General features: G+C 68.5%; 24 protein-coding genes. 14 read left to right on the top strand and 10 right to left on the bottom strand.

What is annotated here, in order from left to right:
* Positions 1–9: 9 nt before the first annotated feature.
* The 6 genes from OG329_RS13565 to OG329_RS13540 all read right to left on the bottom strand — a co-directional run bounded on the left by OG329_RS13565 (position 10) and on the right by OG329_RS13540 (position 5,077).
* Positions 10–1,746, bottom strand: coding sequence for a chitinase (locus OG329_RS13565; RefSeq protein ID WP_405795233.1), 1,737 nt, complete (start codon positions 1,744–1,746; stop codon positions 10–12).
* Between the two features lie 202 nt (positions 1,747–1,948).
* Positions 1,949–2,176, bottom strand: coding sequence for a hypothetical protein (locus OG329_RS13560; protein WP_405795232.1), 228 nt, complete (start codon positions 2,174–2,176; stop codon positions 1,949–1,951).
* A 287-nt stretch (positions 2,177–2,463) separates the two neighbouring features.
* Positions 2,464–3,108: a WbqC family protein gene (locus OG329_RS13555; protein ID WP_405795231.1), complete on the bottom strand. Its 645-nt coding sequence runs from the start codon at positions 3,106–3,108 to the stop codon at positions 2,464–2,466.
* Positions 3,048–3,347: a WbqC family protein gene (locus OG329_RS13550; protein WP_405795229.1), complete on the bottom strand. Its 300-nt coding sequence runs from the start codon at positions 3,345–3,347 to the stop codon at positions 3,048–3,050. The genes OG329_RS13555 and OG329_RS13550 overlap by 61 nt, the downstream gene beginning before the upstream one ends.
* The gene (locus OG329_RS13545) at positions 3,289–3,957 is read right to left on the bottom strand and encodes a YdcF family protein (protein ID WP_405795227.1); all 669 of its coding nucleotides are present in this window, start codon (positions 3,955–3,957) and stop codon (positions 3,289–3,291) included. Before OG329_RS13545 ends, OG329_RS13550 begins: the two co-directional genes overlap by 59 nt.
* 16 nt (positions 3,958–3,973) lie before the next feature.
* Positions 3,974–5,077 (bottom strand): helix-turn-helix domain-containing protein, encoded by a 1,104-nt coding sequence (locus OG329_RS13540; protein WP_405795226.1) that lies wholly within the window; start codon positions 5,075–5,077, stop codon positions 3,974–3,976.
* 189 nt (positions 5,078–5,266) lie between these two features.
* Between OG329_RS13540 and OG329_RS13535 the strand changes: the two genes are divergently transcribed.
* Positions 5,267–5,710 carry a hypothetical protein gene (locus OG329_RS13535; protein ID WP_405795224.1) on the top strand — a complete coding sequence of 148 codons (444 nt, stop codon included), beginning with the start codon at positions 5,267–5,269 and terminating at the stop codon, positions 5,708–5,710.
* Between the two features lie 8 nt (positions 5,711–5,718).
* Positions 5,719–6,117 (top strand): ATP-binding protein, encoded by a 399-nt coding sequence (locus tag OG329_RS13530; RefSeq protein WP_405795223.1) that lies wholly within the window; start codon positions 5,719–5,721, stop codon positions 6,115–6,117.
* Positions 6,118–6,304: 187 nt separating this feature from the next.
* Here OG329_RS13530 and OG329_RS13525 read toward each other — a convergent pair whose 3' ends face one another.
* From OG329_RS13525 to OG329_RS13510, 4 genes are all read right to left on the bottom strand, one after another.
* Complete coding sequence (locus tag OG329_RS13525; protein WP_405795222.1) at positions 6,305–6,748, bottom strand: hypothetical protein; 444 nt, start codon at positions 6,746–6,748, stop codon at positions 6,305–6,307.
* 64 nt (positions 6,749–6,812) lie between these two features.
* Positions 6,813–7,235: a DUF3592 domain-containing protein gene (locus OG329_RS13520; protein WP_405795220.1), complete on the bottom strand. Its 423-nt coding sequence runs from the start codon at positions 7,233–7,235 to the stop codon at positions 6,813–6,815.
* Between the two features lie 10 nt (positions 7,236–7,245).
* Positions 7,246–7,917 (bottom strand): hypothetical protein, encoded by a 672-nt coding sequence (locus OG329_RS13515; protein ID WP_405795219.1) that lies wholly within the window; start codon positions 7,915–7,917, stop codon positions 7,246–7,248.
* Between the two features lie 25 nt (positions 7,918–7,942).
* A complete protein-coding gene (locus OG329_RS13510) occupies positions 7,943–9,475 on the bottom strand; it encodes a hypothetical protein (RefSeq protein ID WP_405795217.1) in 1,533 nt (510 codons plus the stop codon).
* A 447-nt stretch (positions 9,476–9,922) separates the two neighbouring features.
* Between OG329_RS13510 and OG329_RS13505 the strand changes: the two genes are divergently transcribed.
* The 12 genes from OG329_RS13505 (at position 9,923) to OG329_RS13450 (ending at position 20,848) form a co-directional block, all read left to right on the top strand.
* The gene (locus OG329_RS13505; protein WP_405795216.1) at positions 9,923–10,801 is read left to right on the top strand and encodes a hypothetical protein; all 879 of its coding nucleotides are present in this window, start codon (positions 9,923–9,925) and stop codon (positions 10,799–10,801) included.
* A 148-nt stretch (positions 10,802–10,949) separates the two neighbouring features.
* Positions 10,950–11,660, top strand: a complete 711-nt coding sequence (gene cpaB / locus OG329_RS13500) for a Flp pilus assembly protein CpaB (RefSeq protein WP_405795214.1) — start codon at positions 10,950–10,952, stop codon at positions 11,658–11,660.
* A 7-nt stretch (positions 11,661–11,667) separates the two neighbouring features.
* Positions 11,668–12,915, top strand: a complete 1,248-nt coding sequence (locus tag OG329_RS13495; protein ID WP_405795213.1) for a CpaE family protein — start codon at positions 11,668–11,670, stop codon at positions 12,913–12,915.
* A gap of 146 nt (positions 12,916–13,061) precedes the next feature.
* Entirely contained in the window at positions 13,062–13,421 is a 360-nt protein-coding gene (locus OG329_RS13490) for a TadE family protein (protein WP_405795212.1), read from the top strand.
* A 3-nt stretch (positions 13,422–13,424) separates the two neighbouring features.
* On the top strand, positions 13,425–13,814 hold the full coding sequence (locus OG329_RS13485) for a TadE family protein (RefSeq protein WP_405795210.1): 390 nt from the start codon (positions 13,425–13,427) through the stop codon (positions 13,812–13,814).
* A gap of 88 nt (positions 13,815–13,902) precedes the next feature.
* Positions 13,903–15,243 carry a CpaF family protein gene (locus OG329_RS13480; RefSeq protein WP_405795209.1) on the top strand — a complete coding sequence of 447 codons (1,341 nt, stop codon included), beginning with the start codon at positions 13,903–13,905 and terminating at the stop codon, positions 15,241–15,243.
* 57 nt (positions 15,244–15,300) lie between these two features.
* Entirely contained in the window at positions 15,301–16,239 is a 939-nt protein-coding gene (locus OG329_RS13475) for a type II secretion system F family protein (RefSeq protein ID WP_405795207.1), read from the top strand.
* Positions 16,240–16,255: 16 nt separating this feature from the next.
* The gene (locus tag OG329_RS13470) at positions 16,256–17,140 is read left to right on the top strand and encodes a DUF5936 domain-containing protein (RefSeq protein WP_405795206.1); all 885 of its coding nucleotides are present in this window, start codon (positions 16,256–16,258) and stop codon (positions 17,138–17,140) included.
* A gap of 72 nt (positions 17,141–17,212) precedes the next feature.
* Positions 17,213–18,547, top strand: coding sequence for a sensor histidine kinase (locus tag OG329_RS13465; RefSeq protein ID WP_405795204.1), 1,335 nt, complete (start codon positions 17,213–17,215; stop codon positions 18,545–18,547).
* A gap of 74 nt (positions 18,548–18,621) precedes the next feature.
* Positions 18,622–19,719 (top strand): response regulator, encoded by a 1,098-nt coding sequence (locus tag OG329_RS13460; RefSeq protein WP_405795203.1) that lies wholly within the window; start codon positions 18,622–18,624, stop codon positions 19,717–19,719.
* Between the two features lie 233 nt (positions 19,720–19,952).
* Positions 19,953–20,186, top strand: a complete 234-nt coding sequence (locus OG329_RS13455) for a hypothetical protein (RefSeq protein WP_405795202.1) — start codon at positions 19,953–19,955, stop codon at positions 20,184–20,186.
* Entirely contained in the window at positions 20,183–20,848 is a 666-nt protein-coding gene (locus OG329_RS13450) for a pilus assembly protein TadG-related protein (RefSeq protein WP_405801808.1), read from the top strand. Before OG329_RS13455 ends, OG329_RS13450 begins: the two co-directional genes overlap by 4 nt.
* Positions 20,849–20,875: the final 27 nt, after the last annotated feature.

Here is a 20,875-nt window from a genome sequence, read left to right as displayed (position 1 = left end):
GGGGTGTGATTACGGCAGGGCGTGCACGTGCGGTCCGACCACGCCCGACCAGGCGTTGCCGGCCGTCGCGTCCCAGTTGGTGGACCAGGTCATCGCACCGCGCAGCCCGGGATAGGTCTTCGTCGGTTTGAAGTTGCCGCAATTGGTGCCGCGCGTAAGGCAGTTGAGGGCGTTGTTGACGACGGTCGGGGCGGTGTAGCCGCCACCCGCCGCCCGCGTGGACGCGGGGACGCCGAGGCCGACCTGGGACGGGTCGAGGCCGCCTTCGAGCTGGATGCAGGCGAGGGCGGTGAGGAAGTCGACGGTGCCCTGTGCGTAGACCTGTCCGTCGCAGCCGAGCATCGTGCCGCTGTTGTAGTACTGCGTGTTGACGACGGTCAGGATGTCCTTCACGGCCAGCGCCGTCTTGAAGTACTCACTGCCGGTGTTCTGCATGTCGATGGTCTGCGGCGCCATGGTCAGGACGAGCCCGGACCCGGCCTTCGCCGAGAGCTGCCGCAACGCCTTGATCATGTAGGTGGAGTTGATGCCGTGCTCGAGGTCGATGTCGACGCCGTTGAAGCCGTACTCCTGCATCAGGGCGTAGGTGCTGTCGGCGAACGCCGTCGCCGAGGCGTCACTGTTGATCGTGACGTTGCCCAGCTCGCCGCCCACCGAGATGATCACGGACTTGCCGGCGGCCTTCTTCGCGGCGATGTCGGACTTGAACTCGGCGACCCCGGAGTAGCCGAGTGCCGAGCTGAGGTTGAAGACGATCTGGCCGGGCGTGGTCGTCGAGTCGGCGAACGCCACGGCGATGATGTCGAACTGCGCCTGTACGTCGCGGAGTTTCTGGACGGTGGCACCGTTGTTGAAGTTCTGCCAGTACCCGGTCAGCGCGTGCTTCGGTACGCCGGGCCCGCCCGGATCGCCGCCGCCCGGTGCGGTCCGGCCGCTGACGGCCGCCGACTTCGCGGACTCGCCGACCGCGTTGGTCGCCGAGACCTGGAACTGGTACGCGGTGTCGGCCGCCAGCCCGGTCACGGTCGCCGAAGTCCCGGTCGCCGTCTGGACCTGCGTACCGTCCCGGTAGATCTTGTACCCCGTCGCGCCGCTCACCGCGCTCCAGCTCAGCGCCACCGACGAGGCGGTCACGGCGCCGGTCGCGAGCCCGGTGGGAGTGCCGGGAGCCTGCGGGTCGGGGTCGCCGCCCCCGCCGCCGTCCGGTCCGAAGACGGACACGTCGTCCACGACGTACGCGCTCTGCCCGTACCAGCCGTGGGTGTAGACGGTCACCGCGCGCGTCGAGGCGCCGGTTCTGAAGGTCGTGGTGAGCTGCTTGAAGCTGCTCTCGCCGGGCGTCCAGGTCGACACGTCGGTGGTCCCGGTGCCGCTGGCCCCGAGGTACGCGTAACCGCCCTGCACCCAAGCGCTCAGCGTGTAGGTCGAGTTGGGCTGCACGGCCACGGACTGCGAGCACCGGGCGTTGTCCTGCCCGGCGGGTGTCCCCTTCAGCGCGCCGGCCCCGCTGCGTACGGGAGACCCCACGACGGCCCCGCTCCCGCCGGAACAGGACCAGTTGGTGAGCCCCGACTCGAAGCCCGCGTTCTTGGCGACATTGATGTCGGCGGCCTGCGCCACACCACTGAGCCCGCCCAGACTCAGGGCCCCGGCGGCCAGGACGGCCACCGTCCCGCCCAGCCAGCTCCGTACTCGTCCCCCGAGGGGATGTCTGCGTCTGCGTCCGCCGTCGGTTACGCGTTCCACTTGATGCCTCCGCTGGGGGGGTCGGGTTGGAGGTACGGGTCAGGAACGGTGGCCACCGCTTGGCGGTAAAAATGGTCCAGACCATTCAAGTTGTCAATACCTCTGACACGACATGCCACCAACGCGGCACCACTGGGGGCGGTGACAACACGGTCGCCCGCGCCTCATGTACGGGCGCGGGCGACCGGCGGGCTCCTGTCGGTTACGGGTAGACGTACAGCGCCCACCTGGCGCCGCTGCGGACGCACGCGTGCTCGCCGACCTGTGTCTGGCCGACCTCGAAGCACTCCTCGATGGTGTCGTAGTAACCCACGAGGACAGGTGCTGACGCGACGGCCGGCGCGACGGCCGACGCGGGTACGGCGACGGCGCCGCCGGCGAGCACGACGGCCCCCAGCGCCACGCCTGAGGCCCAGATTCTGGTACGCATACGATTCTCCCCTTTTGGTCCGGTCTCCTACCAGACGGAAACCTCACACGAGGGCACAAGGCGGGCAAGCCGTTCGGCCGTCGATGGCCGGATACGGTGCCCGCCTTCCCGCGTGTCCCGCACATATGGCCGAAGTTGGGCAGGCGGGACATCGAAAACACTTCCGGACAGGGCCTAGTCGTCCTGAAGCCGTTCCCCCGCGTACCCCGACACCACGCCCACCACCAGCACCGCGTTCGACATGAAGATGCCCTCGGCCTCCAGCTCCTGCCACTGCGTCACCATGTTCAGCGCCTGCGCGGCCACTTCGGGCCCGGGTCAAACAGCGCGCCCTGGATCACGCCGGAGTTCGCGTCATGCGTACGGACGAAGCCCAGCAGGCCAGACCGGGACTCGTCCTGGTCGGCGGCGACTGCCCGCAGTGCGTCAGCCAGGGCCGACGGTCCGAGGAGCATCAGAGCCCGGAGTGCGCTGATCGCACGGCCGGAGTCCCACCCGCCTGCCGTCGGCGTGCGGAACGGCGTGACGCTGATACTGCGGGAGGTGAAGAGGTCGGTCTCCAGGTATTTCATGCCGCCGGTCCCGCACAGATATGACCTCGCCCCGGTGGCCGCGGCCAGATCAGCGAGCCGCCGTGAGCGCCCCGGCCGGGCCGCCAGCCGACTGCTACGGAGGACCTGGCCCTTCCAGCCGAGCAGGTCCAGCAGGATGTGCGTGGACGCCTCCGTGACATCGGCGGTCTTGTCGGTGGTGGTGAACAGGTCGAGCACCGGGACCAATGCCTGGTCGAGGGTGGGCCAGTGCGGGCTGGACCCGAAGTACTGCCAGAGCATCTGCGTGGTCCGTCGACGGGACCGTATCGGGTCGACGATCAGAGCGTTCCTGATGGCCGTCTGTCGGCCACCGGGAAGGCGGGTGGGGATGGAAGCCACTGCTGTTGGAGTGGGTCGCCGAGGGCTGCCAGGCGGGCCCGGTGCTGGTAGTCGCGGCGGGTGAACTGAACGTCGTCCAGGACGATCCAGTAGTCCGCCGCGAACAGCTTGGCGAGGGTGGTCAGCCGGGGGAAGAGATTGGGCTGGTGGATCGCGCACAGGCCGCCCGGCGGCGGCAGCTCACGTCGTGAGGAGACGGCTGTCGAAGCCGCCGGCGCGCAGAGATTCGTATGCGGCATGCACGTCCTCCGGGACGTACTGCTCGATGGCGAAACCGAGCTTCGGATACTCGATCACCCGCTGGAGGTCGCCGACGAGCATGTCCAGGACGAGTTTCTCGTCGCCGATGCTCTTGAGATAGTCGTCGAACTCCAGTGGCTCCGAGGCACAGATGATCTCGATCTCGGGCCACAACTTGCGGGCGGTGGCGAAGGATCGCCGCTCCATATAGGGCTTGGAGACCAGCAACACGGTCTTCGGTGTGATCCCGGCGGCGGCCAGCACCTCGCGGGAGAGGGTGATGTTCTGCCCGGTGTTCCCGGCGTTCGGTTCCAGCAGGATCGATGAGGCGGGGACGCCGAGGCCGATGGCGTGCTCGCTGAAGTGCACGGCTTCGCCGCGCGGGAACACCTTGGCGGTGGTGGGGCTGTTGCCGCCGGTGAAGACCAGGTACGGGAAGAGCCCGGCGCGATACAACTCGGCGGAGAACGCGGCCACTGCGAGGTCGTGGCTGCCCAGGCCGATCGCCACATCCACGGGCCGCACCGCGTGGTGCATCTGGTGGTAGTCCCAGATCAACTTGGCCTGCTGCCACTGGTCCTCGGTCAGGGCCTGCTGATTGTCACTCACGCGTGTCTCTCCCTGGTCACCGTTGCCGGGGTCCGGTCGGCCCCTCGCTCATGGCCTTGATGCCCTCGATACTGCGCAGTTGGTGCACAAGTCCGTACCGCGCGGCCACCTTGGCGGCCTGGCCGAGGACGAGAAGTCCATCATCGCGGGTGTCCCGGTCGGAAAGCAGGATGTGACCGTGGGCGGTATCCAGTCGCACATGTTGCATCGGTGAGTCCGTCGCCTGACTGCTGCGGGCGATGTCGATGAAGTGCAGGGCGCCGGCGAGATCGCCGGCGCCGCGGTGGGCGAGAGCGAGCTTCTGGTGGGCCACCGACCAGTCGTCGGGCTCGGCCAGATCCTCGAACTCGCGGGTCGCCGCCCGCATGACGCGGGCCGCATAGTCGTGGTTGCCGTCCTTGCTCAGCGCGGTCCCCACCCACAGCCGGGCACGGGCCCGGTCACGGCGCGAGAGCCGGTCGTCGACGGCCAGGGTCTCGTAGTGGCGGGCGGCGATCTCCAGCTTCCCGGACATCTCCGCGACCACCGCCAGCGACAGGTCGAGCTGGGCGACGCGGCGGGGGATGTCGAGCTGGGAGAAGACCGAGCGGGCCCCGGCATAGGAGTGCTGGGCCGACAGCGGCCCGAGCACGGCACCCTGGTCGCGCTGAAGGTCTCCGAGCAGGGCGGTCGAGCGGGCGAACAGATACAGGCCCTTGTCGTCCAGCTCCGGTGGTCTCCAACGGCTGATCCACCGGGCCAGCAGGCTGGAGGCGAAGGTGAAGTTCTGGCGGGAGAGCGCGACCACTGTCCGGTCCAGGTCGTCGGTCCATGACTCGTAGTCCCACATCCGGGGCCCGCTGGTGGCGACCCGCCGTCCGATACCTGTGGCGGTGGCCCTGCCCCTCTCGGACAGCAGGGTCTCGAACCGCAGGTGGGCGGCGGCGTCCGCGCGGGCGAGCGCGGTGTCGAGGATGGCCTGGGTGTCCGGGCGCGGTTCGGTGGCGGCGGCGAGCTTGTCCCACTTGGAGACCGTGCGGACGGCGACACCGAGGTGTTCGGCGAACGCACGAACGCTCATTCGCAGCGCCAGCCGCAGAGCATGGGCCTCCAGGCCGCTCCAGTGGTGCACGGTCGCCACGCGGTTGCTCCTTTCCGAGAAGTCATCGAAGCACGGAGCACGCATGGCGGGGGACGCAAGTGCAACGCAAGTACAACACCCGGTCATTTCAGGTCCGTTGGATTGCCGCCACGCTCAGTGGGAGGGGCCGAAGCCGCAGGCCACGGCCCCGTCCGCTCTCTGCCTATTTCCCTTTGGACGGTTGGAAGCATGGAACCCCTCACGGAGCATCGCCGTGTCAGCGGCCCGGTCGTCTATGGCTTCCTGCGGCTGGTGAACGTCTCCGGCACCCGGGAGATCGCCCTGACCGCATCGCTCGCCGAGTACTGCCGGCAGCACGAGCTGACGCTGTCCGGGGTGTTCACCGACCGCACGGCCACGGCCAGGCCCGTCTCGGCGGCGTTCACCGGCCTGTTGGACGTGCTCACGCTGCCCGACACCTACGGTGTCGTCCTGCCCGCCGCCTCCCACCTGGGCCCCAAGGCAATAGCGGCCGAGCGTAAGAGGCGGATCGAGACGGCCGGGGCCCGCCTGCTGCTGGTCCGCGACACCCGCCGGTCCCGCCCCGCCGGCCACGGCCACTCCGTCCCTCCCGGCGGCCCCGCCCGTCGCCGGATCTCAGGACACGCCCCAGCCCTGGACGCCGAGACATGAGGCTCGCCATGCCCGACCCCACACACCAGTACTTCCCCGCGAAGCCCGAATCAGTGGGCCAGGCCCGCGACTTCGCCCTGACCACCCTGAACTCCTGGGGGCTGTCCGCCCGCGCCGAGGACATCCGCCTCTGCGTCTCGGAGCTGGCCTCCAACGCCGTCGTCCACGGATCCGCTCCCGGTCACGGCTTCCTGGTCAGGCTCGAAGCCGACGACGGCTTCGTACGCCTGGAACTACACGACAGCCGCAGCCGGCGCCCCGCAGTCCGGCATCCCTCCGGCACCGACCCGTCGGGCAGGGGCCTGCTGATCGTCGAGAAGTTCTCCGACGGATGGGGGGTCGAGGACCGCCTGCCGTTCGGCCCGGTCGTCTGGTCGCACTTCAGGGCTGGGGACACGCCGTGCTGACCCGCCCCGCAGCGCCGGCCGCCGTCGCTCCGGTCCCGGCCTCCGGCAGCGCGTCGCCCAAGCCCTGCGCTGACACCCCATCCGGCCGCCCCTGCGCTGCACCCCAAGGCACGCACAGGGGCGGCCATGCCTGTGCCTCTCCCAAGAGCACAGCCCCGGCCCGGTTTGTGATCCCCCGGAACCGGACTCAGTCGTCCTGGAGCCGTTCCCCCGCGTACCCCGACACCACGCCCACCACCAGCACCGCGTTCGACATGAAGATGCCCTCGGCCTCCAGCTCCTGCCACTGCGTCACCATGTTCAGCGCCTGCGCGGCCACCCCGACCGTGAAGACCGCCAGCAGGTGCTGGGGAGCGGAGTCGCGGAACGGTTCGCGGTGGAATCTGCCCGCCGCCCAGGTGGCCAGGGCTATACAGACCGCGTTCGGCAGATGGACCAGCATCAGCCTGCCGTTGAAGGTCTCCAGATTGTCTGTCGTGGCCAGATGGTCGTTGACCAGCGTGGTCTGGAGGTACTCGGTCAGCAGCAGGACGACGATGCCGGCCGCCCAGGCGCGTGCGAGCGCGAACACCGCCGCTCCGCGTCCCTCGTCCCGGGGGGCGGACGCCCCCGGGTAGCCGTACCTCGTCATCGTCAACCGCCTCCGTCACCGCTCGTGCCTGTCGGTCCGGGGCGGGAACCTGAATCCCGCCCGCTCAGACCGCCGTGAGAATAAGAACCGCCGCGAAGCCGGCCGCCGCCAGGGCGCAGCCCGCCACCAGCACCCCGTACTGGAGCACCGGCGACCAGTGGCCGCGGCCCGCGACCGTCGCCGTACGTTCCGGGGCGGCGGGGTCGTACGCCACCGTGACCGGGTCGCCGACCCCTACCGACCGGTTCGCCAGATCCTCGAACTCGATCAGGCGGCCGTCCGGCAAAAGGAAAGTAAAGAAATGACGTCGTGCGTCCGAGCGGTTGTACGGCTCCTGCTCGATCCGTACGCAGGTGCCTTCTGCCCGAATTCCCTTTCGCAGCGCCCGATTCACGCCCGAAAGGCGACGCGCGTAGTGCGTTGCCAGCCAGCCGAAAAGCAGAACCATCCCGCCGAGGAATAGGTAATCGCCGCCCGGAACATCCATCGTGGACCGCCTATTCGACCGTGATCGAGTCGATGATTCTCTTCAGGTCTCCGTCGCCGAGCTTTCCCTCGACCGCGTCGATCCGCACCGCGTACGTCTTGTCGTCGGCGTCCAGACCCGCGACGATCACGCCCTCGACCCGGGTGCCGGCCTTCGGGTCCAGGGCTCCGCCCGGGGTCCCCGCCCCGGAGCCGGCCGCCGAATCCTTCTGGGTGAATGCGAAGTTGACCCGCCGCGCCTCTTCGTCGCCGTCCGGGCCCGGGACCGTGATCTCCTCCTGCTTGCCGAGCGTCGAGCCGAGCGCGATTCCCGCCTCGGCGCCGATCGCCGCCTCCTCCACCGAGTCGGCGTCCGTGAAGTCGAGCTGCACGGTGATCATGCCGATGGTCCCGCTGTCGTCCGAGAGCGTCGCCGCCGCCGCGTTGTACTTGCTGCGCTCGCCGTCGCCCTGCGCCTCGAACGCCGGCGGGTGCGCCACCGTCAGCGCCGGGGTCTTGAGCGTGCCCCAGCCCTCCGGCACCGTGCCGGACTCGGCCTGCGTGCCGCATCCCGCCGCGAGCAGGAGCGCCGCCAGCGTCGTGAGCGCGGTGGCCGCGGTGGCCGCGGTGGCCGCGGTCGTGCGGGCCGACCGTGCGGACGGGCCTGCCGTGTTGTCTCTCGTCCTGCCGTCGTTGCCGCTCATGGCGTGGGTGCTCCTGTCCCCGGGATCAGTTCGCACAGTAGCTGTACGGGACATAGCTGCGGTTGTTCCCCTGTGGCGCACCCAGGAACTGCGCGTCATTGAGGTTCTCCTCCTTCTTCTCGGTGGAGACCGAGAAGCCGAAGCTCAGACCCAGATTCAGCTCGAACCCGTACTCGGCGGCCTCGGTCTGGCCGGTGTACGTGTTCTTGCTGGACAGGCCCTCGTCGAAGAGGAGCTGCCCGAACGGGTCGTCCGCGCCGGGCCGCTTCGTCGGCGCGTGGTCGTCAAACATGTAGGCGAACGGGGCTCCGTTGTCACCGCTGCCGTCCAGCCACTTCTGGGCGATCGCGCGCTGCTTCGCACCCTCGGCGCCCGGCTTGAGTACGACGGAGTTGGTGACGACCTCGATACCGGTCTCGTTCTCGGTGCCCTTCGCGCTGCCGCTGCCGCCGCGCTTGTCACCGTCCTTCTTCCCGTTGTCGCCGCCGACCGTGACGCCGTCCTTCGTGGCGCCCTTCTCGACCGTGCGTGTCATGTCGATACGCAGCAGCTCACCGGTCGTCTTGTCGTGGCTGACCGTGATGGTGCCGGTCTGGGTCGTGGTCCCGCTCGACTCGCCGCTGACGGGCCCCGCCTCGTAACCGACCTTGCCGGTGTACTCGATGGCGGCGCTGTAGGTGTACGACTTGAGGTCGCGGTAGTTGTTGTCGGTCCACGTCACCTCGGGCGAGAACTTGAAGCTGCCGCCGAGCGTCGCGCTCAGCTTCTTCTCGTCGCCCGCCGAGAGCTTCATACCACCGGCGGCGCTGGCCTCCAGACCGACCTTGCCGTAGCTGACGTGCCGGTCGCCCAGCTTCTCGTCTATGCGCTTGCGGAGCTGCTCCTCCTCGTACAGCGGACCGCTGTTGAAGAGGTAGGCGATGGAGTTGCCGAGCCCGCCGCCACGCGAGTTGGCGTGCCGGTTGGCCAGCTCGTACGTCTTCAGGTCCTCGATGTCCTCGCGGAACTTGGCCGCGTCCTCCTCGCTGTCGAAGACCCAGGTGTCACCGTTGGTCACCTTGATCCCCGCGCCGAGTTCGACCTTGTCCGAGCCGAACTTGCCGACCTTGGCGCCCGGTTTCCAGTCCTTCTTGGCGGCGACGGACGCGGCGTCGGTGAAGGTCATCATCACCTGCTGGTCGTTGTCGTCGATCTTGCCGTCCTTGTTCACGTCGTTCTTGGACTGGAAGGTCTGCTGCTGGAAGCCGTACTCCTCGCCCCACTCGATGAACAGCAGCTTGCCTTTGGCCCCGGCCTTGTCGCTGATCGAGGAGATCTGACACAGCGGCGGTTCGTAGTCGGCGTCGGTCTTGGGGGCGGCCCGGCTCTCCTCGCCGCCGGCGGGCGAGCACGGTCCGAAGGTGACCAGGCACTTCAACTGGTCGGCGACGGTCCCGTCGACACCGGTGGCCACCAGTGCCCCGGCGACGGCCGCGACGACCACCACCATGCCCACGTACTCGGTGGCGGAGGTGCCGCGGTCGCCGCGTGGACCTTCTCTTACCGGTGCCCGTCTCATCAGACCGTCCCCCTCGGTTACCGCACACTTCTTTCGTATACGGAATCGGATTGGGAGCGTACGGACGGCCCGGACCCGGTGGCGTGGGTCCCTGGACCCAACCCGGACCCAAAGAGCACCAGTTGCCTGGTGGGCGCTGTGCGAGTCGGCTAGTTTCGGGTTCAAATGAAACATGGGTTAACGCCTGACTGCTTCGCCCGATTTTGGTGCTGCCTACGATGTGCGGGGCGGACCACTGACATCGGTGAGGTGTTCTCTGCGCCCTAAGTCGTGGATAAAGTGCAGAGGAGTACTCGAAGTCGACGCGGGTGGTGGAAGCAGCAGTTGAGCGGTTTCGAAGCGGAAGTGCGCTCAGGAGCCGCGACCAGCAGTACCCAGTGGTAACCAGCCGCAGAGAGAGAACCGCGGTCGCCGGAAACTCCGGGGCCGGGCCGAACGGGGATCCAGGTGTCAACCGCCATAGCAGTCACCAGTCATGATCTGGTGCTGCCGCCCACCGATCAGCAGACGCCCACGGCGGCCCTGCTGCAAGCGCCCGACGCCCAGCCGCTGGAGGCCGCGCTCGCGGACATGCAGGTTCTGGTGGAACAGCACGGTTATGTCGTCGCGCTCTATCCCGCCTCCATCCCGGTGGCGCACGAGCGGCGGCTGCACACGGTCCGTTCCGTCCTGGAGAGCGACCGAATCGCCCTGCTCAAGCTGGATCTTCCGCCGCTCGGTCTCGCCGTACTGGTGCGGCAGTTGCGGCAGTTGTCCATCTGTGACTTCAGCGCCGGCGTCGTCGCGTCGGCGGCCCGGCTGCTCTCCCACTACATCCACGCGGGCGCCCTGCTGAACTCGGTCACCAAGCTCGACCGGGTCCCGGTCAGTCTCAAGTCGCACGCCAAGTCCTGGGTGCCGGGCTCACAGTTCGGCGTCCTGGCCAACCCCGAACCCCAGTTGATCAAGATCGGGAACGGTGAACTGGCCGGTCCCGAATTCGGCACCCAACTGCTGGTGGCGAAGGGGCAGTTGCAGTCGGACTGGGTGACCGCGAAGCTCGCCCCGGCCTGGCGCGTACAGGGAGTGCAGGAGATGTCACTCCTCGCGGATTCCCCACGCTGGTGGGGCACGTCCAAGATGGTCGAATTCGCAGCGTTCCTGCCGGATATCTCCGTTCTCTATCAACTGGTCTCGTCCGTACGTCGAGAGGTCTGTTCCTGGTGCGGTCTCGAACTCATCGGTGATCGTTGCGGATTCTGTTCGGCTCCGCTCGCCGCGGCAGCGAACCAAACGCACGGTTCAGGTGTCTTGAATCCAGGAACACCAACGCGCCACGGGTCGTGACCCGTTCGCCGGGCGGTCCGTACGGACTCCGGACGACGGCCGGCACCGTGCGGCCCACCCGCGCAGCCTCCCCACCCGTACCCCTGCCCGTATCCCTGTCCGCCCCGTCAGTCCCCGTCCCACGTCTTCGAACGAGGTTGTCCCGCTCATGAATTCACGGCAACGCCGCGGCATCATTCTTCTGCTCCTCTCGGTCCTCTGCGCCTTCGGCGCCTTCGCCGGCGTGCTCTCGGTGATCAGCGACGTGAATTCGAAGGTCGGACCCGAGGTGGCCGCGTACCGGCTGAAGGCGGACGTCGCCCCGTACACGGCGCTGGAGGAGGGGCAGTTCGAGAAGATAGAGATGCCCAAGCGCTGGCTGTCCGACAACGCGGTCACCGACCTCGCCGTCGTCAACGGCAAGATCGCGGTCACCCAGCTCAAGAAGGGGTCGCTGCTCCAGGACGACATGATCGTCAAGCGGCCCGCACTCGCCAACGACGAGCAGGAGATCGCGATCATGATCGACGCCGCGACCGGCGTCGCGGGCAAGATCAACGCGGGCGACCTGGTCAACATCTTCGCCACCTTCGCCGCCGAGAACGACGGCGAATCCGCGCAGTCCCGGATCATCGTGCCCAACGCCAAGGTCATCGACGTCGGTTCACTGACGCCGCTGGAGCCCAAGGAGGACGACCGGGGCAGCACCGGACCCAGCTCGGCCGTCCCGATCACCTTCGCCCTCAAGACCAAGGACGCCCAGCGCGTCGCCTACGCCGAGTCCTTCGCACAGCACGTACGCCTCGCCCTGCTTCCCGACGACAGCCCCACCACGCTGCGCCCCGGGGAGAGCACCTACACCCTCGAAGGGGACAAGTGAGGGACGAATGACGACCAGAATTCTCCCGGTCGTCGGTGACGCCGACGCCGCCCGATCCATCACCACCCTGCTCAGCCAGCTCCCCGACGCGGAGCCGGCCGGGCCGGTCGGTGACTCGACCTCGCTGATCGACACCCTGGCCAGGCTGGCCACGGAGTCGATCGACGAACTGCCGGAAGTGGTTCTGGTACATGAGCGGATCGGTCCCGTCCCAGCCCTTGAGCTGATCCGGGAGGTGGCCCTGCGCTTTCCGGCGGTCGGGGTCATTCTGGTCACCGCGGACGCGAGCCCCGGCCTGTTCTCGGCCGCGATGGACTCGGGCGCGCGTGGACTGGTCGGGCTGCCCCTCAGTTACGAAGAACTCGCCCAGCGCGTCCAGGCCGCCGCGGCCTGGTCCGTGGGCGTACGCAAGCACCTGGGCCACGGCGGCGACGTGTTCACCGGACCCGGTGGCACCGTCGTCACGGTCAGCGGGGCGAAGGGCGGCGTCGGTACGACGGTGGCCGCCGTCCAACTCGCCCTCGCCGCCAAGGCGTCGGGCATGACGGTGGCGCTCGCCGACCTGGACCTCCAGGCCGGCGACGTCGCCTCGTACCTGGACGTGCAGTTCCGCCGCTCGATCGTGGACCTGGCCACCATCCAGGACATCTCGCCCCGCGTCCTTCAGGACGCGGTCTTCACCCACCCCACCGGCATGGCGCTGCTGCTCGCGCCGGGGGAGGGGGAGCGCGCGGAGGAGATCAACGACCGCTCCGTACGCCAGATCGTCAGCGCGCTGCGCAACCGCTACGAGGTCGTGATCATCGACTGCGGGACACAGACGACGAGCGCGAACGCGGCGGCGATCGAGATGGCCGACACCACCTTGCTGCTGACCACACCGGACGTGGTGGCGGTACGGGCGGCCAAACGCATGGTGAAGCTCTGGGACCGGCTCCAGATCCGCAAGGCGGAGGAGACGACGATCGTGGTGAACCGCTACATGCGCAACACCGAGATCCAGCCGCCGCTCATCGAGAAGATCACCAGCACGAAGGTGTCACGGGTGGTCATCCCGGCGAACTTCAAGGAACTGCACGCGGCGGTCGACGCGGGCAGGATGCAGGACCTGGAGTCCAAGTCGACCGTGAAGCAGGCGCTTTGGGGGCTCGCGGGAGAGCTTGGACTGGTGAAGACTCCCGAAGGCGCGGACAAGCAGGGCAAGTTCAAGGGAGACCGGGGCTCGGTCGGGATGCGACGCGGGCGATCGAAGTGACGACCACGGGGCGGCAGGGCCGACGAGACCAGGGGGCGCGTTGAACCATGAGCAATCCAGCGACGGACGCACCGGACGAGGGGGGAGCGGTGACCGGGAGATACGGTGACGTGCCGCGGCATCGCGAAGGCCCGCGCCGGGAACGTATGCGTGAGGACCGCGGTCAGGCGGCCGTCGAGTTCACCGGTGTGGTCCCGATCATCCTGGCCACGGTGATCCTGCTCTGGCAGGCCACGCTCGTCGGCTACACCTTCTCCCTCGCGGGCAACGCGGCGGACGAAGCGGTACGCGCGGCGACCGTGGCGACTCCCGGCACGCGCGAGTCGCAGTGCACGGCGGCCGTGAACGAGGACCTGCCCGGCGCGTGGGACATCGGCGACATCGACTGCTGGGCCGAAGGCGACGTGGTCAAGGCCGAGGTGACCCTCGACATTCCGATCCTCTTTCCGGGCTTCAACGTCGACATTCCCGTCACCGGTGACGCCGTCGCGGTGAGGGAGAGCTGAGACATGGTGAACCGAATGCTCCGTGGCAGGCGCCCCGTACCCGAGGGCGCACGTGACAAGGGCCAGGCGTCCATCGAGTTCGCGGGTGTCCTGTTCATCCTGCTCATCGCCGGCGTCGCGGCGATACAACTGGGCCTGGCCGCCTACTCCATCCAGCAGGCGGGTACGGCGTCCCGGGCGGCGGCCCGCGCGGCCTCGCAGCACGACGCCGGGTGGGAGCAGGTCGGAAGGTCCTCGATGAGCGACTGGCTGGCCGAGGGCACCGACTTCCCGCCACCGGAGTACGAGACCGACGCCGTCACCGTCACGGCCAAGGTCCACATCCCCTCGATCATCCCGCTGTTCGAGTTCGACGATCCCGCCGAGCGGAGCACCACCATGCCCCTGGACTGAGGCGTGAGCGGCCCGCCACGCACCCGGACCGCCCAAGACGGCACGCACCACCCGAGCATCACACCAGCACCACCTGGGAGTTGAGGACATGAGCCTGAGGGCGCGCATCAGCAGCCCCGAGCCGACGAACGGGCGCAGCGAAGAGAGCCTGCTCGTCGGCGTCTACCGGGCCAAGCTCCTCGAGGAGATCGACCTCGCGGAGATGTCCGCGCTGGCCGCCGCCGAGCGCCGCGCCAGGCTCGAACGGGTCCTCGGCCACATCATCAGCCGCGAGGGCCCCGTACTCTCCTCCGGCGAACGCTCCCAGCTCATCCGCCGCGTCGTCGACGAAGCACTCGGCCTCGGCATCCTGGAACCCCTGCTCGAAGACGCCTCCATCAGCGAGATCATGGTGAACGGCCACGAGCAGGTCTTCGTGGAGCGCGGCGGCCGGCTGGAGATGCTGCCCATGCGGTTCGCCTCCAACGAGCAACTGATGCAGACCATCGAGCGCATCGTCTCCACCGTCAACCGCCGTGTGGACGAGGCCAATCCGATGGTGGACGCGCGACTGCCGTCCGGCGAGCGTGTCAACGTCATCATCCCGCCGCTGTCCCTGAGCGGCCCCATCCTCACGATCCGCCGCTTCCCCCGGGCCTTCACCCTCCAGGAGATGATCTCCCTCGGCTCGCTGGACGACCAGATGATGATGCTGCTGTCCGGGCTGGTCCGCGCGAAGTTCAATCTGATCGTCTCCGGCGCCACCGGCACCGGCAAGACCACACTCCTCAACTCCCTGTCCGGGCTCATCCCGGACGGCGAGCGCATCGTCACCATCGAGGACTCCGCCGAACTCCAGCTCCAGCAGAAGCATGTGATCACCCTGGAGACCCGCCCCTCCAACGTGGAGGGCAAGGGCCAGGTCACCATCCGCGACCTCGTCCGCAACTCCCTGCGTATGCGCCCCGACCGCATCATCGTCGGTGAGGTCCGTGGCGGTGAGACCCTCGACATGCTCCAGGCGATGTCCACCGGTCACGACGGCTCGCTCGCGACCGTCCACGCCAACAGCGCCGAGGACGCGCTGATGCGACTACAGACCCTGGCCTCCATGTCGGAGGTCGAGATCCCCTTCGTGGCGATCAAGGACCAGATCAACAGCGCCGTCGACGTGATCGTCCAGTTGACCAGGCACGCCGACGGCTCCCGCCGTATCACCGAGATCGCCATCGTCGACTCCCACGGCCGCGAGGAGTACCGGATCGTCTCGGTCTGCCGCTATCTCGCCCAGCCCATGGCCGCCGACGGCCGGATCCACGGCCACTTCGAGTACTACCCGATGCCCCGCCGGGTCGCCGAGCGCCTCTACATGAAAAGCGAAGCCGTTCCCCCGGCCTTCGGTGTCGCACAGTCCGAGGAAGATCTCGCCCTGCGTAAGGCGGCGGCCTGATGTCCGCCCCCGACGACCGTCCCTGCCCGCCGCTCACCCAGAAGGTCCCCGCACGACATGGATAATCTCCCGCTCCTGACGATAGGCATCACACTCCTCACGTGTGTGCTCGCCGTCATCGGCGTGCACGTCTACTCGTCGGGCAAGGCCCAACGCGAGGCGCTCGTCCAGCGAATGTCCCACACGGGACAGATCCCCGCGGTCGGCCGGCGCCGCCGCTTCGGAGGAATCGACCGCCGCCTGCGCAAGACCGGCATCGGCAGACGCATCGAGCGGAAGATCGCGGTGACCGGCCTCGATCTGACACCGGGCGAGTACTTCGTGTACGTGGTGGCCGGGCTGCTCGGTCTCTACTTCATCATCGGTGCCATCTTCGCGACGTTCTTCGGCGTCCTGGCGGCACTCGCCGGCATCTGGGGCGGCAACGCGTTCCTGAACTGGCAGCGGACCAAGAGGACCGAGGCGTTCATCAACCAGTTGCCCGAACTGACGCGTGTACTGGCCAACGCCACCCAGGCCGGGCTGGCCATGCGCACCGCCCTGGTGATGGCGTCCGAGGAGCTGGACAACCCCGCCGGTGAGGAACTGCGCAGGGTCGCCGACCAACTGGCCGTCGGGCACACCCTGGACGACGCGCTCGGCGAACTCGCGGACCGCCTGCCCTCCCGTGAACTCGTCGTGCTGGTGACCACACTGGTGCTCTCGAGCCGGGCCGGCGGCCAGGTCGTGACGTCGCTGCGCAACCTCACCGAGACGCTGGAAGAACGCAAGGAGACCCGGCGCGAGGTGAAGACCGTGCTCTCGCAGATCCAGGTCACCGCGCTCGCCGTCCCCATGATCGGCCTCGGCTTCCTGCTGCTCATCAACAACATGACTCCCGGAGCGCTGGACAAGATGACCGGGGCCACGATGGGCCAGGTCGGCACGATCGTCGCGTTCGCGCTGTACGCGGTCGGATATCTCGCCATCCGGCGAATGTCCCGGATCCAGGTCTGAGAGGGGGATACGAGACATGGGACTTCTCTTCGCCGCCGTCATCGGTCTGTCCGTGTACGGCGCCTTCCACGGCGTTCGCCTGTACCGCGCCGACGCCAAACTCCCCGGCGACCTCGCGATCGCACTGGAGATCGGAGCCAGCCGGACCACCGCCGTAGGCTCGGGCATCGACCGCCTCGGCATCCGCTACGCCCCGTCCGTGCTGCGGATGATGGGACCCAAGCGCGTCGACGTACTGCGCCGCCGGCTCGACATGGCGGGCAACCCCGGCGGTATGACCGTCGACCGGTACGCGGCCCGGCGCGCGGTCTACGGATTCCTCGGCGGTTTCGCCTGCTTCGCCCTGGTGATACGCGGTCAGGCACCACTGGGGATCTTCGCCCTGGTCTACGGCTTCTTCTGGACCGACGTCATCATCCGCGTCGCCATACGCAAGCGCCGCGACGACATCGAACGCACGCTGCCGGACTTCCTGGACGTCCTCGCCGTCGTCGTCTCGGCCGGCCTCGGCTTCCGCCAGGCGCTGGAGCGGGTCGCGGAGAAGTACAAGGGACCCTGGGCGGACGAACTGCGCATCACACTGCGCCAGATGGACATGGGTGTCAGCCGTCGCGAGGCCTTCGACCATCTGCGCAAGCGCAACGACTCCGACCAGGTCTCGATGTTCGTCACCGCCCTTCAGCAAGGTGAGGAGCTGGGCGCGCCGATCGTCGACACCCTGATCCAGATCGCCAACGACATGCGGCGCACCGACTCGCAGAACGCGCGTCGTAACGCCGCGAAGGCCGTGCCGAAGACCACTCTTGTGGTCACGATGGTCATGCTTCCGGCGACCATGATCCTTATCGTGCTCAGTTTCTACTACGGTTCCGGAGTCGACTTCGGAAACATCCTCGGCTGATCGGACGGCTGATCAGACCATGGCCGACCGAGCGCGGCAGCCCAGCGACATCCGAACGGGAGGTGAGTCCCCATGACCCCGAGATTCGCCGTACTTACGGGCGGTATCAGCAGCGAACCACCCGGTTCGCCCACGACCGCGCCCGATCATGTGCCGTCACTGCCGATTCAGATCAACGCGCTCCAGGCGCTGTGCCGGCAAGTGTTCGGCTTCCGGCTGGCGATGATCGCACTCGCGTCCCCCTTCGCGCTGGAACGCACCGCGGCCGGTGTCGCCACCTGGCTCGTCGCCTCCGCGGTCATCGTCACCTTCATGGTGTCGTACGTGCTGTTCCGCGACTGGGAGCGGTTCGGGCCCGTCCTTCTGCGGCACCCGGTGGTCCTCGCCGCCGACACGCTGTTCGGGTCGCTGCTTCTCGTCACCGCGTCGCCGGACTCCACGCTCGCCTATGTCACCATCTGCACACCGCTCCTGGCGGGACTCGTCTACGGCTGGCGCGGTGCCGCGTTCTTCGCGGTGCTCCAGTCGCTGATCGTCGCCGGGGCGTACGCGGTCAACGACGACGTCGAGGTCTCGTTCTCGGCGCTGCTGCTTCCCGGCCTGTGCGTCATCGCCGGTGCCGTCGGCAGCACGCTGCGCAATCTCATGCTGGGCTTCGGCACCGCCAGCCAGGCGCTCACCGAGGCCCGCGCCCGGCTCGCCGTCAGCGGCGCGGTCGAGGAGGAACGCGCCCGGCTCGCCCGCGAGATGCACGACTCGGTGGCCAAGACCCTGCACGGTCTGGCGATGGCCGCCGACGGTCTGGCCAGCACGGCCGACCGCATGGACCCGCTCACGGTCAAGCACCAGGCGGAACTCGTCGCCCGCTCGGCCCGGCGCGCCGCCGCCGAGTCCCGGGAACTGCTGTCGGACCTGCGCCGGGAGTCCGGCCTGGACGGCGGCGTCGACGTCGTCGCCGAACTCCGGGCGCGTACCGACGACTTCACCCGGCGCCACGGCCTTCCGGCGTCCTTCCGCCAACTCGGCGAGGCGGCGACCCCGCCCATCCCGCACGCCGTGGCCCGGCACGCCCTGACCATCGCCACCGAGGCCATGGAGAACGCCAAGCGGCACGCGCACCCGACGTATGTCGACGTATCGGCGGGAGTGGTACGCGACGTGCTGCGCATCAGTGTGTACGACGACGGGCAGGGCCTGCCCGAGGGCACCTCGCTCGAAGACCTCAGACGCGCGGGCCACTTCGGCCTGGTCGGCATGGTGGAACGCGCGGCGTCGATCGGGGCCCGTATCCGCATCGGCAGAGGCCGGGCGGCGAAGGGCACCGAAGTACGGCTGGAACTCCCGCTCAACGCCCTGGGACTGTCCCAGGGCCACCCGCAGCAGCACCCCGTACCGCTACTGAACTGAACCCGACCCCCCGCACCCGGGTCTCGGAGCAGCACCTCACCCACCGTCCCCACACATGAGAGGAGGCCGCAGCCATGCCGGACGACGTCTCCCGGAGTTCCGGGCAGCACTGGACGCAGCAGTCGCACGTATCGCAGCACTCGTCCTCGCACGCCACACCGCTCAGCTCGGAGCACACCGCCGGACCCCCCGCCTCAGCACCGCCGGCGGCATCCGGAGGATTCCCCGCCCTTCCGGGGCCGATGCCCATGGCGCCACCGCTGCGTGTCGTGGTCGCCGACGACAATCCGGTCGTACGGGCGGGTCTGACCGTCCTGCTGTCGGGCCGCGACGACATCGAGGTCGCCGCGGAGGCGGCCGACGGCCGCCAGGCGTACGAACAGGCGGTTCAACACAAGCCGGATGTCATCCTGTTGGACGTGCGGATGCCCGGTGTCGACGGGATCTCGGCCCTGCCGCATCTGGTGCGGCTCGCGCCGGTGCTGATGATGACGTACAGCCGCGAGAGCGAGATCGTCCATGAGGCGCTGCGGCTGGGCGCGGGCGGCTATCTCGTCCACGGCGAGTTCACGGCCGACCAACTGGTCGCCGCCGTCCGGGACATCAAGCAGGGCCGGGCGCACTTCACCCACTCCGCGTCCAGCGCACTGCTGGCGAGCATGCGCGGCGCGGGGGCCGAGCCGGGGGCGGGACCGCTGCCTGAGGGACTGGGGACGGCCTTCACCGGGCCCGGCTACCAGCCGGCGGCGCCGGGGCCCTCGTCTGCGAACGCACACGCCGGACATGGGCATCCTGCCTATGTGTCACCTGTGAGCCGTCAAGTACCACCAGGTGAACGTGAGTTGAACGCGCAACAATTTGCACAGCCATCTTCGCTTTCGCAACCGAATATGGCACACTCGCCCCAAGGGCAGACGGCCTCGGGAGCGCCCCGGCCGTCCGGAGCGCCGGAGGGGCTTTACTCCGAGCTGAGCCAGCGGGAGGTGGAGATCATGGACCTGATCGCGTCAGGGATGACCAATCAGCAGATCGCCGCCGCCTGCTTCATCAGCCAGAAAACCGTGAAGAACCACATCAATCGCATCTTTGCCAAACTGAACGCCGGCAGCCGGGGCGAGGCCATCGCCTTCTGGCACGGTGTCGCGCGAGGGGGGTCGGCCGGTCGTGACTGAGCGTGCCGAGGGCCGGATGGCCCGTGTAGTCACCAGCAGGCCCCGGTGGGCCCGTTGGGCCCGGCGTTGGGCCCCCCCTTGGGCCCAGGGGCCCACGCCGGGGGGTGTCGTACCGTCGTATGTTGCCCCTGTCGCCCGCGACGCCGGTCGGGAGGAAGCCGGAGACGCCGGTGGCACCGAAGGCTCGTACGAGTCGGCCGGCAGTCGGCCGGCGGACACGCAAGGGGATTGCCATGTCGAACGTCACGCTGAAGGCCGCCACCAACGCCAAGCTGTACGTCGGCACGTGGGCGAACACGGCTGTCACGGCGATGAAGCGCCGGAGCGACAAGGGTCAGGGCGCGGTCGAGTATGTGGGTGTGATCGTGCTGGTGGCGCTGATCATCGCCGCGATCGTGGGCTCGGACGTCGACAACGCGATCGCCGACGGTCTCACCAACACGGTCGGCGAGATTCTCGGCAACTGACCCACTCTCACGAGGCAGGGCAGGCCGCTCCCATCTACATCACGATGGTGGCGGGCCTGCTCTTTCTCGCGCTCGCGTTCTTCGCGGTCGGTCAGGCGGGCGCCACGCGTAACAGCGCCCAGTCCGGGGCCGACGCGGCAGCTCTGGCAGCGGCCCAGGAGACCCGCGACCGGTTCGCGGAAGACCTTCTGGCCAACTTCTTCACGCCCGGCTTTCTGGAAGACGTCTTCAACGGCGAACCGGTCGGCCCCGTCCTCGGTTGTGCGGCGGCTCTGCGGCTCGCCGACAAGAACGGCATGGACGTGGTGACACCCGACGGGTGCAGGGGCCTGAACGACGGCCGTTGGGGTATCACGGTCGACGTCATATCCCAGGAGTCGATGGGGCAGAGCATCCTGCCCGACACCGAGGACAAGAAGGCCGAGGCCACCGCCACGGCGGTCATCGTGCCTCGCTGCGAGTTCAAGCCGGCGGAGGAAGACGGGAAGCCGGAAGAAGAGGATCCCGAGCCCGGCGGCGGCGGCGAGGACGGCGGGGAAGAAGCGACTCCCCTGCCCGGTGAACTCCGCTGCGACGGCCGGGGCCTTCTGGACCTGGACCCCGAGAATCTGGTGTTGCCGGACATGTCTGTCCTGTTCTCCGTCCGACTGGCCGAGGACTGACCGCGAGTGAACGCAAAGGATCAACAC

Source organism: Streptomyces sp. NBC_01506, from assembly GCF_045040295.1.
Classification (GTDB): Bacteria; Actinomycetota; Actinomycetes; order Streptomycetales; family Streptomycetaceae; genus Streptomyces.
This window is presented reverse-complemented; position numbering and strand designations above follow the sequence as displayed.